Raw genomic sequence first — 13,383 nt, 5'->3', positions numbered from 1 at the left:
GACGATTCGCTCGGCGCACCGCATACTCGCGCGCAGTTGGCTATGCTGCTGACAGCATGACGCTGGTTCATATCTGAGGGATGCTCAATGTTTTACGTGCAACGCGATGCGCAGGGCGAATTGATTCGCGTGGAAGCTGCGGCCTACGCCGAGGCCACGGAAACGCTGCCTGCCGACAACCACGAAATCCAAGCGTGGTACGCCAACGAAGCCGTGGAAAACAGCCTCAAACAGCTCAAGCAGAGCGACTTTGAGATGATCCGGGTACTCGACGACCTGATTCAGGTGCTGACCCAGAAAGGCGTGATCCGCGTGACTGACCTGCCGCCGGCGGCGCAGGCCAAGTTGATGGATCGAACCCAGGCGCGGGAAGCGCTGGGCGGGTTGGGCGGGTTGATTGATGAAGAAGAGACCGGGTTGATCTGATCCCCTCACCCCAGCCCTCTCCCGGAGGGAGAGGGGGCCGACCGCTTTGTCTCAGGTTATACATCGGCTTGAAAAATCGAGTCGATTATGGATTCACAACATATCGTTCAAGTCGGCGGATCACGTCAATATCCTACGGTCAGTCCCCTCTACCTCTGGGAGAGAGCTAGGGTGAGGGCAGGGATCTCAATGACTCACCGCCAAGGCTTCGGCTCACCAAACAACTGCCCCTGAACACCATACAAGCCCATCTCGCGAAGCACCGAAAACTCCCCCTCAGTCTCCACCCGCTCGGCAATCAACGGCAGATCAATACTGTGTGCCGCCCGCTGGATCGCCTCGATGAACAGACGTTTGTCACTCTCTTGATCGATCGCCCGAATGTAGCTGCCGTCGATCTTCAAGTACGCCAGCCCCAGCCGCGCCAGGTTGCCAATCATGCTGAAGCGTCCGCCGAAACGTTGCAGGCTCAGTGAGAAGCCAAGTTCGCGCAAGCGACGGGTCAAATCTTCCAGCACTGACTGTTCCGGCAATTGCTCCTCGCCGATTTCCAGGGTCAGGCGAGGGCCAAGATTGGAATGCGCTCGGAGAATTTCGAAGACTTTGTTCAGCGCCTGCGGATCAGCCAGGGTTGCCGAAGACAGGTTCAGCGCCAGCGACTCTTCGTGCCCGGCCATTTGCTCCAGCACCCGCTCGAGCATCAGTCGATCAAGCCGCGCGGTCCAGCCGAAGCGCTCCAGCCACGGCAGGAAACGCCCGGCGGGAATGGTCTGGCCCTGCTCGTCTAGCAAGCGCGACAGCACTTTGTAATGCAGCACCAGTTGCGTGTCCTGCGCCGCCACCACCGGTTGGAAAAACAGCTCGAAACGTCGCTGATTCAACGCCTGATCAAGCAAGCGATGCCAGGCGTGATGATCGTCGCCGACATCCGCCACCAGGCTCTGATCGAGACACGCCCAGTTCTGTTCGCCTTGCCCTTCGGCCTGCGCCAGCGCTTGATCGCCGAGACTCAGCACGGATTGCGGAGAGTCGCCATGAACGAACGGCGCCAGCCCGATGGAGGCCACCGCCGCGACGTCGGTGGCGCCGGTCGCATGCAGGCTGCTCAGTGCGCTGTCGAGGCTTTGCGCCAGTTGCAGCGCTTCTTCACGGGTCAGACCCGGCGCCAGCACGGCAAATTCGCCGCCACGGATACGCGTGACCAGATTCTGGGTTTCCGGGTATTTGGCGCACTCGCGGGACAATTGCTCGCCCACCGCTTTGAGCAATTCGTCAGTACGCTGACCGCCAAGGCGCTGGTTGAGACCCGCCAGATCCTTGACCCGCAACAACAGCAGATAACCTGAGCTGGCCTGTTCCGGATTGCTCACTCGGGCGTTGAGCTGCATTTCGAAATAGCGTCGGTTGGCCAGCCCGGTGAGGTTGTCCTGATACGACTCGGTGCGCAGTTTTTCACTGCGCTCTGCCTGTTCTTGAAACAACGCCTTGAGCTTCTCGACCATCTGATTCATCGCCAGCACCACACGGCGCAGTTCAGGCGTGCGCGGCAGATCCGGCAGGCTGAGGAACTCGCGACGGGCGATGGCGTGGGATTGCTTGACCATGTAATCCAGCGGCTTCAACTGGCGGCGCAGCAACAGCGCGCCGAGCACCGCACTGACCGCGCCGCACACCAGCAGCCAGCCAAGGCTGCCCAACGCGCTCTGCCAGAGTTTTGCCAGCGCAAACATCGGATGGCTCACCACTTCGACCCGCGCCGCCTGCTCCCAGCCACGGCTGACCAACGCATCGCCACCGGCCGGCTCCAGGCCAATCAGTTTGACGAACCAGTCCGGCACGTTGCTCACCTCGGGAATACCACTGCGCTCGACGATGGTCTGATCGGTCTTCACATCGACCACGCGGATACTCGCGTAATAGCCACTGTCGAAAATCGAACTGACGAGCAGCTCGACCATTGCCGGATCATCGATATTCGGCGTCAGCGACAACGCCAGCGCCGTAGCGGCGTCCTGCGCGTGCGAGCGCAACTGGTTGACGTACTGGGTGCGCGAGCTCTCCAGACTGACCATGAAGCTGCCGGTGAAGGCGACCACCAGGAACAGACAGATAGCGATCAACAGCTGTTTGAACAAGGACATCTGAGCGCGTGCTCCTAGTTAGTCGTCTCGACCGGAAAACCTTCGGCCTGCATTTTTTTCAGCACATCCTGCCAGCGTGACAGACGTTTGGTATCGCCGACCTTTTTGTTGCCCTTGGCGCCCGGCAGGTACAGGCCTTCAGCATTGAAAGAATAGACCGGCAGCAGGTCGGTTCGCTCCGCCGCCGGCTTGATCGGGTCGATCAGGCTGTCGAGCACCAGCGGCATGGCGTCGGGGCTGGAATAGTAAGTCAGAACCATGTGCGCGCGGTTCTGGCGCAAGGCCTTGACGTAGGTGATGCGCAACTTGTCACTGGCCACCCCGAGATGGCGCAGGCTGAAATACTTGGCGATCGCATAGTCTTCGCAATCGCCGGCGCCTTTCCACAAGGCTTCGATGGGGGTTTCCCAATAATCGACCTCGCGCCACAGATCGATGTCTTCAACGTAACGCACCTGTTTGTTGAAAAACAGATTCACCACTTTGAGTTTTTCCAGCTCGCTGCCCTGCTTCTGCGTGGCCAACAGATTTTGCCAGGCATCAATGCGCTGCTGGCCGGCACCCAGCGGCCCGTACAACGAGGTGGCTTTGCGGCTGATCGTGGAAAAATCCCAATCGGCACTCAGACCGCCCAGCATAACGCCGGCCAGCAGCAGCGCGCAGCCTAGCCAGCGCACAGTCCGTGGGATCGCGAATCGTACCGCCAATACAAGGCACTCAAGGGGTAGGGAGGAAAGCGTTTGATGGTGAAGGTTAGCCCAGCAAAAAACAATGGCACCATGAGATCATCGGTAGCGCGCTAAACTGCAAATGTGACCAGGTTCTTCTACACGGTTTGACAACTTGTAGAGCAGTCACTAGTGTCCTTTGGATCCAAATTCGGTAGTCATTCAGGGTGCGTAGTCGTGACACAGAAGCCCAAGCCGCTGCATAGCATCAAAGTCGACAGCCCGATTCCCGCGCATCTGGCGCGTTCGGTCATCGAAGAAACCCTGCGCGCAGCGATCCTCGACGGTCGTTTGCCCTGCGGCACTGCAGTGCGTCAGCAGGATCTGGCGGATCTGTTCGGTGTCAGCCGCATGCCGGTGCGTGAAGCGTTGCGTCAGCTCGAAGCCCAAGGGCTGTTGAATGTGGTTGCCCATAAAGGTGCGGTGGTCGCGCCGCTGATCCAGGGCGATGCCGCCGAAACCTATGAACTGCGCATCCTGCTCGAGTCCGAGGCGCTGCGCCAGTCGATCAACCTGCTCACCGCCGCCGACCACGAGCAGGCGGCCAGCTACATCGAAGAACTGGAAACCGAGCACAACTACACCGAGATCGGCCGGCTCAATCGCCTGTTCCACATGGCGCTGTACAGCAAGGCCACCAACGGCCGCCTGTTGCGCTTGGTGGAAGAAGGCCTGAACGAAGAAGAACGCTTCCTGCGTTTCAACCTCGAGGCCATGGGTCTGGGCAAGCTCTCGCAGGATGATCACCGCGCGCTGCTGCAAGCGGTGAAAGAACGTAATGTCGAACTCGCCGTGCAACTGCTCGAGCAGCATCTCAACCGTGGTGTCGAGGTGATCACCCGCTACCTCGCCGAATCCAGCACGCAAAGCCGCCGAGCGGCGCATTGATCCCCCAGTCGGGTTACGCGACAACGCCTACCCGGCGAATAACCCGCTTACAAATCCCCTCGCCTGCCACCGTGAATAGCCGTGGCACATCGGCGCCTGCGCTCTAACCTCCCCTCAGCTCAAAACAACCCGTTATTTGCACCGCAACGAAGTCATTTCCGACGATAGCGGCGGCGCTGATTTACGCGCACCCTTGATTTGCCAACCCAATAAAGAACGGGGACGCGCCGCCACGGCAGCAGTCCTCGCACCAGGAACCTACGGAAGGAGCCTTGTCACGGGAAAAGGAAGAACCGGCGCCGTTGCACGCCCACTTCATCCCCTCAAATCATTTCGATCTTTTAATTGGAAAGTTGCTTCGAGTGAGGCATTCACTCTTATTAATCAATTTTGGCCACTTATCGCCGAAAGGAGCAACTTCGCCCAAATAAAACTTAATAAGAAAGTTTTATCAGACCCACTCACACTTGAAAAACAGCCAACTAAAAATAATTCAAAATAAACTTGTTAAGTTGTTTTGTGATGTATTAGCTTTTTACTCGCCAAGTTTGAACTTGCCGTATCAGCCTGGCAGCAGCGAGCAGTAGCGCCCCCATGTGCAGTAGCTACACGCCGATGACTCGGGGTTAGTCGATTATTCAAAGCTTAAATTCTCATCGAACTGAATGAGGCTGTCGCTCGACTGCAACATATATCCACCGTTGTTAGCCGTTGATTATGCAGTCCCTATTCCCCTATAAGCCAGAGGCTCGCCAACATGCCAACTAAAGAACAACTCGCCCTGAAGAAAGCTGAACTCAGTGTTCATCCGATCTTCTCTGAAATCGATTCGCTGACGGTACTTCAACGATTCATGGAAACCCACGTCTTCGCCGTTTGGGACTTCATGTCGCTGACCAAACGCCTGCAACAGGAACTGACCTGCACACGATTGCCGTGGTTGCCGCCGCGCGATCCACATGCCGCGCGTCTGATCAACGAAATCGTCCTCGGTGAAGAGTCCGATGATCGACTGTCACACGGGCATTACAGTCATTTCGAGCTGTACCTGGACGCGATGCGCGAAGTCGGTGCGAACACTGCAGCGGTAGAGCGCTTCGTCGCCCTGCAGCAGGAAGGCGTGAGCTATGACGTGGCGCTGCAAAGCGTCGATGTCGACCCGGCCGCCGCGCAATTCGTCCGCGACACTTTGCACACCGCGCTGCATGCACCGGGGCACAGCGTGGCCGCCGCGTTTCTGCATGGCCGCGAGAGCGTGATCCCGACCATGTTCCAGCGCATGCTCGACGCATGGGGCATCGGCGTCGAACAGGCGCCGACGTTTCGCTATTACCTGGAACGGCACATCGAGGTCGATTCCGAAGACCACGGCCCGGCCGCCGAGCAATTGCTGGAACGCCTGGTCAATGGCGATCCGCAGCGTCAGGCCGAGGTTTATGCGAGCGCCATGGCCGCCGTGGAAAGCCGCATCGCGCTGTGGGACGGTTTGCGTCTGAGCATGCGCGAACGTGTGGCAGAGGTGGCCGAATGAACGCCGCCGACTACCAATCCTTCGCCGACGCCTGGGAAAGCCGCGCGACCATCCGCACTCGTCCAAGGCGCGTGCTGGAGGACGACGCACGCCTGATCTATCCGCTCAGTCGCCAACCACTGGTGCTCAGCCAGACCTTCCTGCGCGAATGCCCGGAGCAGCGTGATTTCGCACTGGTGCAGACGCTGTACAAATTCATCAACGATGTAGTGATTTTCGAGACGGAAATCGTCGACAAGACTGCGCGCAGCATCGCCAAAAACCGCTTCGCCGTGCCGTTCCCGTTCGCCTGCCGTTACGACGCCATGACCGTGGTGGTGGACGAGGATTACCACGCGTTGGTGGCGATGGATTTCATGCAGCAGACGGTGGCCATGACCGGCATCACACCTATCGAGTTGCCGGATGAAATCGAACTGAGTCGCGCGATACCCGCCGCCGTTGGATTCGCGCCGGAACACCTGCGCAGCGCAGTCGAACTGATCTGCGTGGCCATCGCCGAAAACACCGTGACCGGCGATGTCGCAGCGTTCGCCCGCGACGATACGGTCAAGCCGTCGATCAAGGGTTTGATGGCCGATCACCTGCTCGACGAGGGCCGCCATTCAAGTTTCTGGGCGCGCATGGTGCGCATCTACTGGCACACCGCGAGCGATGCCGATCGCGAAAGCATCGCGCAGATTCTGCCGGTGTTCATCGGCCACTACCTGACCAACGACATCCAGAAAGCTTTCGACCTGCGCCTGATCGATGCCCTGCCAGTCAACGACGCCACGCGCCGCGCGCTCAAGGACGAGATGGCCGGCTTGGCCTTCCCGATCAATCGTCATCACCCGCTGGTGGGCAACATCGTGCGGTTCTTCCACAACAGCTCGCTGCTCGACACGCCCTGCGTGCAGCACGCCCTGCGCGACTATCTGGTTTGACCTGGAGGCTGACATGAGACGTCTCGACATTTTGCTGACGGGCCGCAGCCAGGCCTTGACCGACCTGGCGCAGGAGCTCGAACAACACGGTCATACATTGCTGAGCAACGCTGATCTAGCGGCGGACCTGGTAATCGATGACGGCACTTGTGCGCCGACTGATTTCGTCCACACCCCGCAACTGACCTTGCGCCTGGGGATTGGTGAAACCGGCGTCGGCGGCTTGCCGATGCTCGATCTGCTGTGCCTGCACAACACGATGCTGCTCAGTCGCGTGCCGATCGCCGACGAGCCGTCCGGCAATGGCCAGGCATTGCGCCAACGCACGCTGACGCAAGTGGTGGACGAGGTGGCGTTGCTGGTCAGCCGTTTCTCCCGCGATGCCGAGTATTTTCAGCAGGCGACGACGGCCACGGCGCCGGACTTCGAGCGGGTGGAAAACCTGCTGTTTCTCGATGGTCTGGCCTACGTTCATCGACTCAACGCCACGGCTAATCCAGCGCTGCTGCAACAGGCGCGAATCCCGGTGATCGAGCGGATTGAACAGAGCCTGATTCACCACGCCGAACGAACTGCGTTGCACCTCGCCGAGCAGTCGATCAGTTACCGTCAGTTGCATGCGCACAGCCGGGCAATTCAGCAGCGCTTGCTGCCGGAGCTCGAGCAGCACCCGCAACCGTGGGTGGTGGGGATCTGCCTGCCAAAATCCGAGGCGCTGTTCGCTGCGATTCTGGCGATTCTCGGCAGCGGCGCGGTGTACCTGCCGCTCGAACCGAGTCATCCATTGCAACGCCAGCAATACATTTTGCACAACGCCGGAGCGCTGCTGTTGCTGCACGATGGCGAGCATCCGCTGAGTGAATCGATGCCGGGGCTGGATGTCAGTCAGATCGACAGCGCCGAAGCCGATCTAACCCAGCCGCTGATGCTTAGGCGCCCCGAACCCGATGCTCCATGCATGGCGCTCTACACCTCGGGCACCACCGGGCATCCGAAGGGTGTTTTGCTCAGCCAGGCGAATCTTGCGCACTTCACCGCGTGGTACGCCGATTACGTGCAGTTGAGCTGCGACAGCCGCGTGTTGCAGTTCTCTTCGCTGAGTTTCGACTCGTCACTGATCGACATCTTCCCGAGTCTGGTTGAGGGCGCGGAGCTGGTGGTGCCCGACGACAATCAGCGCCGCGATCCATTGCAACTGGTCGCGTTGATTCGTCGTCGCCATCTGACCCACGCCTTCCTGCCGCCGGCGCTACTGAGCATCTTGCCGCTGGAGCAGCTGCAAAGCGTCGGGCAGGTGATGACCGGCGGCGATGTCTGCGAGCCGTTCGTGATCGAGCAACTGACGCGGCAAGGCAAACTGCACAACCTCTACGGCCCGACCGAAGCCACGGTGCTGATCACCGCGCGAGAGCTGAAACCCGGCGACAGCAATCGCAGCCTCGGCGGGCCGATTGCCAACAGTCAGGTGCTGATCCTCGACGATGATCTGCAACCGGTGCCCGAGCAAACCGTTGGCGAATTGTTCATCGTCGGCCCCGGCGTGTGCCTGGGTTACCTGAACAATCCGCAGCAGACCGCCGAACGTTATCTGACCCTCGATTTGCCGGACGGCAAAGCACTGCGCGCTTATCGCAGCGGCGACATGGCGCGCTGGGGAGAGCATGGGATCGAGCTGTGCGGGCGGCGTGACAACCAGGTCAAAATTCGCGGGTTCCGGGTCGAGCCGGAAGAAATTGAACGCTGCCTGCGCGAGAGTCAGCTGTATCGGCAGATCGCCGTGGTGATCGACAGTCAGCGACGAATTCTGGCGTTTCTCGCCCAGCCACAATCAGACGCCGCTCGCGATGCACTGAAGGACCACGCCCAGCAGTTCTTGCCAGACTACATGCAACCGGTGGCGTGGACTGAGTTGCCAAACATGCCGTTCGCCGCCAATGGCAAAGTCGATCGCAAGGCGTTGCTGGCACTGCCGGTCAGCGTGCAGGACAGCGGCCCGAAATGCCTGCCGGCAAACGCCGACGAAGCATTGCTGCTGGAGATCTGGGGCGAATTGCTGGAGCTGCCGAGCAGCGATATTTCCACCGACGAAAGCTTCTTCAATCTCGGTGGTCATTCGATTCTGCTGTCACGCATGTTGCTGCGTCTGCGCGAAGAATTCGGCCGCAGCATCTCGATCAATCGCTTCATCGAACTGCCGACCATCATTAAGCTCGCGACGCTGGTGCGCGGTACGGATGACGCTGCCGTGCTCAGCGCGCAGGCGATGGCCGACGCCGAACGTGAACTGGATGTCGAGCCGTTGCCGATCAGTCGCATGGGCGATGTGCACAAGGTGATCGTTACCGGCGCCAACAGTTTTGTCGGTGTGCATATCGTCGAAGCGCTGCTCGGTTGGGGCGCCAGCGAGGTGGCGTGTCTGGTGCGTGACGGTGGCGGCAAAACCGCCGCGCAACGCTTTACCGAGGCGCTGCGCGAGAACCGTCTCGAGCATCTGGATCTGAGTCGGGTGCGGGTCTATGCGGCGGACATTTCCCGGCCACAACTGGGTCTGGACAATGCGGTGTTCGAGCGGCTGGATCGCGAGTTCGGTGCACTGGTGCACAACGCCGCCAACGTCAATCACGTCCTCGATTACGAGTCGCTGGCAGCAGACAACGTCGAGCCGATTTTTGCCCTCCTGCGCCTGTGCGAAGGACGCAGCAAAAAGGTCTTCAATTTCGTCTCGACCTTGTCCGCTTCAAGCACCGTCGACGCTGAGGGCCGAGTGCTGGAACTGCCCGCCGCAACCACGCCGCCGATCTACATTCGCAACGGTTACAACCTGTCGAAATGGGTCGGCGAACGCATCCTCGAACGAGCGCGCGAGCGTGGGGTGCGGGTCAATCTGTATCGGCCCGGCAACATCAGTTTCAACAGTTTGAGCGGCGTCTGTCAGCCGCACAAAAACCGTTTGATGCTGATGCTCAAAGGCTCGATTCAGCTCGGCCAGGTACCGGCCTTCGCGCTGAATTTCGACCTGATGCCGGTGGATTTTCTCGCGCGTTTCATTGCCTTCCACGCCAGCCGTTACTCGCCCGAGCATGCAGTGTTCAACCTGCATAACCCCGAGCCGTTGAGTTGGGATGCGTACGTCGCTTCGTTCCGCGAAACCGGCAGTCAATTTTCGTTGGTCAGCGTCGCCGACTGGCAACAACAACTGGGCCGGGTCGATGCGAATAACGCGCTGTTTGGCGTACTCGGTTTCTACCTCAACGGCTTCGAGGAAGACATCGGCGACATCTCGCTGATCGGCCACGCCAACGCCCAGGCCGGCGTCCAGCAGATGGGCGCGCACTACCCGGAGAAATCACCGGCGCTGCTGCGCCGGGGTTGCGATTACCTGAAACAAATCAACTTCATCTGAACTCACAAAAAGGAGCAACACCATGAGCAATCTGCAACCGGATACCCTAATCAAAAACCCGCACGGCTGCCACGTTGTGTCTTCGGTAGAAGTGCCTGTGGATGCCGCGAAGGTCTGGGCGATAGTCGGCAACTTTGCCGGTTTCGACCAATTCATTCCGGCGCTGTCGCACATCGAAATGACCGGCGAAGGCGTGGCATCGCTGCGCAAGAAATTCTTCAAGGACGGCAACCTGGTGGTCGAGCAACTCAACTCGCGCGACGACCAGGCGTTGAGCATGACCTGGACCACGATCTACAACACCTTGGGCGTGGCCAACCTGTGGGCAGCAATGAACGTCGAAGCCTTGGGCGCAGGCAAGTCGCGGGCGACCTGGACGATCATCGCCGAACCGGCCAGCGGTGGGCCGGAGGCGTTGCCGGGGTTCAAGGATTTTGTGCAGGGGTTTGCCGATGATGCGATGGGCAATGTGCAGAAGCTGTTTGTGTAAGGCATGAAAAAGCCCGCTGCGGATGACTCCGCAGCGGGCTGATTTTCATCGCGTTTGATCAGATCTTGAAGCTATCGACCAACTGCTTCAGACGGTTGGCCTGTTGTGACAACGCATCACAATCCTTCAACGTTTCATTGAGGTTGGCCACACTCTGCTGGTTCAGCAGATTGATCTGGTTAACGTCGACGTTGAGGGTTTCAACCACGGCAGTCTGCTCTTCGGTCGCGGCTGCCACCGATTGGTTCATGCCGTCGATTTCGCCGATACGCTGGGTCACGCTGACCAGACGCAGACCGGCCTGATTGGCCACTTCCACGCTCTGTTCGCTGGACACCTGACTGGCGTTCATCGTGGTCACCGCTTCACGCGATCCGACCTGCAGCGAAGTGATCATCTTGTGAATCTCTTCAGCCGATTCCTGGGTACGGTGAGCAAGGTTACGCACCTCGTCCGCCACTACCGCAAAACCGCGACCGGCTTCACCGGCACGTGCTGCTTCAATGGCCGCGTTGAGTGCCAGCAGGTTGGTTTGCTGGGAGATGCCTTTGATCACATCGAGAATGTGCCCGATGTTGTCAGTGCTGGCATTCAGGGTTTCGATCTGCGTGCACGACAGGCTGATTTTTTGCGACAACTCGGTCATCGCTTGAATGGTTTGTTCAACCACTTGGCGACCGTCATCAGCCTGCTCGCTGGCACCGCTGGCGTGCTGCGATGCATCGGCGGCGTTACGGGCGATTTCCTGGGTGGCGGCACCCAACTCATTGATCGCGGCGGCCACGCTGTTGGTGCGTGCGCTTTGCTCGTCGGAGCCGACAATCGAGGCGTTGGACGATGCCATCACGCGTTGCGACAGGTCATGTACATGACGAGTCGCCGAGGACACTTCAGAAATCGAAGCGTGGATCCGCTCCACAAACTGGTTGAATGAGCTGCCCAGTTCGCCGAATTCGTCTTTGCTTTCCACCGACAAACGTCGGGTCAGGTCGCCTTCGCCTTGCGCGATGTCCTGCATGGCGCGGCCCATGGTGATCAGTGGACGCATCAGCACGGTGATCAGCAAGCTCAGGAATACCGCAATCGCTGCCACTGCAACGAACATCGCGATCAGAGCGGAAGTACGGAATTGGCTGAGCGCGGCGTAGGCTTTGTCGCGATCGATCGACAGACCGATGTACCACTCGGCATTCGGTAAACCGGTGACGGGGGTGAACGACAGGATCCGCTCCTGACCGTTGAGCATCACGTTCTGGTTGCCCTTCTCGATGCGCACGCTGGAATTCGGATAGATGTCTTTCAGGTTCTTCATCACCTGATCTTTGTCCGGGCTGACGATCACCTGACCGTCGCCGCTGACCAGAAACGCGTGGCCAATGCCGCCGAAGTCCACCGAGTTGATGATCTTCACCAGGGTTTCCAGACTCAGGTCACCGCCAACTACGCCAAGCAGTTCGCCGTTCTTCTTCACCGGCATGGCGATGGTCACCACCAGACCGCCAACCGCTGCCATGTATGGCGGGGTCAGCATGGTTTTATCGGCGGCTACCGCTTGCTTGTACCACGGGCGCTGACGCGGGTCGTAACCGTCCGGCATCTTCGCGTCAGGGCGCTGGGTGAATACCCCGTTGGCCTGACCGACGTAGGTGAACTGGAAATTCGAGGTGAAGGCCGGTTGATCGACCAGACCTGGATAGTCCGCGTCCTTGCCTTGATGGGCAACGTTCTGGGCGAGGTTTTCCAGCACTAGAATTCGTCCGCTCATCCAGTTCTGCACACTGCTGGCGGTCAGATCGCCGGCCTGCTGCACAGAGGACTGCAGGTTCTGGCGGATGGTGTTCCGCTGCAGATAGTCGTTGTACAAAGTGAACAGCGCGAACGCCAGGACCACGACGCCCGAGGCGGCCAACAGGATTTTATGGCTGAACTTGAGATTCATTTCATGGGACTTCTTATGCAAAAGTGGGGATGCGTTCCGGGATGCAACATTCCATGTACAGCGCAGGCAGCGTTCTTATGGCTGCTCAACTTTGGTGCACGCATGTCTCACTAGTTTTTCGGCACGTTTCGAAGAAATCTTAGGCTTGTGTAGGAAATGAATGGATTTTATGCAGGATTCCCGCTGAACGGCGGGCCAGAGCGGTCATCGGGGATTGTTGAATGGCTGTCGCTCCTGAACAACTGGATTTCACGCAGCCTGAAATGACAAAACCCCAATCGCTTTCGCAATTGGGGTTTCGGAATTCAATCTTGACGATGACCTACTCTCACATGGGGAAACCCCACACTACCATCGGCGATGCATCGTTTCACTGCTGAGTTCGGGATGGGATCAGGTGGTTCCAATGCTCTATGGTCGTCAAGAAATTCTGTGACCGGCCAGTTACGAGAGTAACGTGCCAGCAAAAACGGGTACTTCTACTAAAACAAAACCCCAACTGCTTTCGCAATTGGGGTTTCGGAATTTAATCTTGACGATGACCTACTCTCACATGGGGAAACCCCACACTACCATCGGCGATGCATCGTTTCACTGCTGAGTTCGGGATGGGATCAGGTGGTTCCAATGCTCTATGGTCGTCAAGAAATTCGGGTACTGAGTCGCGACCAGATGGCCTCGCTTCAGCAAATTGGGTATGTGACAGCTTTCGGTGTTTTTGCGAGATCGAACTTTCGGTTCATTTCGTCTTCACACACCGCAATCTGGTTGCTCTGGTTTAGAGAGCCGACGCAAATTGCTTGGGTGTTATATGGTCAAGCCTCACGGGCAATTAGTATTGGTTAGCTCAACGCCTCACAGCGCTTACACACCCAACCTATCAACGTCGTAGTCTTCGACGGCCCTTCAGG

At 58.8% G+C, this 13,383-nt stretch carries 10 protein-coding genes and 3 rRNA genes; 7 read left to right on the top strand and 6 right to left on the bottom strand.

Translation table 11 applies throughout. The features are described from left to right. The first annotated feature begins 87 nt into the window (after positions 1-87). The gene (locus ACP7EE_RS00065) at positions 88-426 is read left to right on the top strand and encodes a tryptophan synthase subunit beta (protein ID WP_420651010.1); all 339 of its coding nucleotides are present in this window, start codon (positions 88-90) and stop codon (positions 424-426) included. A 194-nt stretch (positions 427-620) separates the two neighbouring features. On the opposite strand, the gene lapD is transcribed toward ACP7EE_RS00065, so the two are convergent. Further along, complete coding sequence (gene lapD / locus ACP7EE_RS00060) at positions 621-2,567, bottom strand: cyclic di-GMP receptor LapD (RefSeq protein ID WP_426232643.1); 1,947 nt, start codon at positions 2,565-2,567, stop codon at positions 621-623. 14 nt (positions 2,568-2,581) lie between these two features. Next, a complete protein-coding gene (gene lapG, locus ACP7EE_RS00055) occupies positions 2,582-3,274 on the bottom strand; it encodes a cysteine protease LapG (protein ID WP_420651012.1) in 693 nt (230 codons plus the stop codon). 198 nt (positions 3,275-3,472) lie between these two features. Between lapG and ACP7EE_RS00050 the strand changes: the two genes are divergently transcribed. The 6 genes from ACP7EE_RS00050 (at position 3,473) to ACP7EE_RS00025 (ending at position 10,533) form a co-directional block, all read left to right on the top strand. Next, the gene (locus tag ACP7EE_RS00050) at positions 3,473-4,183 is read left to right on the top strand and encodes a GntR family transcriptional regulator (RefSeq protein WP_426232641.1); all 711 of its coding nucleotides are present in this window, start codon (positions 3,473-3,475) and stop codon (positions 4,181-4,183) included. Positions 4,184-4,319: 136 nt separating this feature from the next. Continuing rightward, a complete protein-coding gene (locus ACP7EE_RS00045; protein WP_426206933.1) occupies positions 4,320-4,685 on the top strand; it encodes a hypothetical protein in 366 nt (121 codons plus the stop codon). Between the two features lie 255 nt (positions 4,686-4,940). After that, positions 4,941-5,714 (top strand): DUF3050 domain-containing protein, encoded by a 774-nt coding sequence (locus ACP7EE_RS00040; protein WP_426232639.1) that lies wholly within the window; start codon positions 4,941-4,943, stop codon positions 5,712-5,714. After that, positions 5,711-6,640, top strand: coding sequence for a diiron oxygenase (locus tag ACP7EE_RS00035; protein WP_426232637.1), 930 nt, complete (start codon positions 5,711-5,713; stop codon positions 6,638-6,640). The genes ACP7EE_RS00040 and ACP7EE_RS00035 overlap by 4 nt, the downstream gene beginning before the upstream one ends. 13 nt (positions 6,641-6,653) lie before the next feature. Next, a complete protein-coding gene (locus ACP7EE_RS00030; protein WP_426232635.1) occupies positions 6,654-10,043 on the top strand; it encodes a non-ribosomal peptide synthetase in 3,390 nt (1,129 codons plus the stop codon). Positions 10,044-10,065: 22 nt separating this feature from the next. Beyond that, positions 10,066-10,533, top strand: coding sequence for an SRPBCC family protein (locus ACP7EE_RS00025; RefSeq protein ID WP_426232633.1), 468 nt, complete (start codon positions 10,066-10,068; stop codon positions 10,531-10,533). A gap of 58 nt (positions 10,534-10,591) precedes the next feature. Here the strand turns inward: ACP7EE_RS00025 and ACP7EE_RS00020 are convergent, their stop codons facing one another. The 4 genes from ACP7EE_RS00020 to ACP7EE_RS00005 all read right to left on the bottom strand — a co-directional run. Continuing rightward, positions 10,592-12,472: a methyl-accepting chemotaxis protein gene (locus tag ACP7EE_RS00020; RefSeq protein WP_426206925.1), complete on the bottom strand. Its 1,881-nt coding sequence runs from the start codon at positions 12,470-12,472 to the stop codon at positions 10,592-10,594. Positions 12,473-12,781: 309 nt separating this feature from the next. Next, positions 12,782-12,897: ribosomal RNA gene (rrf, locus tag ACP7EE_RS00015) — 5S ribosomal RNA — on the bottom strand. A gap of 105 nt (positions 12,898-13,002) precedes the next feature. Then, a 5S ribosomal RNA gene (gene rrf / locus ACP7EE_RS00010) occupies positions 13,003-13,118 on the bottom strand. Between the two features lie 165 nt (positions 13,119-13,283). Next, positions 13,284-13,383, bottom strand: a 23S ribosomal RNA gene (locus ACP7EE_RS00005); the annotation flags it as partial.

The sequence above is a fragment of the Pseudomonas sp. TWP3-2 genome, assembly GCF_049897765.1.
Classification (GTDB): domain Bacteria; phylum Pseudomonadota; class Gammaproteobacteria; order Pseudomonadales; family Pseudomonadaceae; genus Aquipseudomonas.
This window is presented reverse-complemented; position numbering and strand designations above follow the sequence as displayed.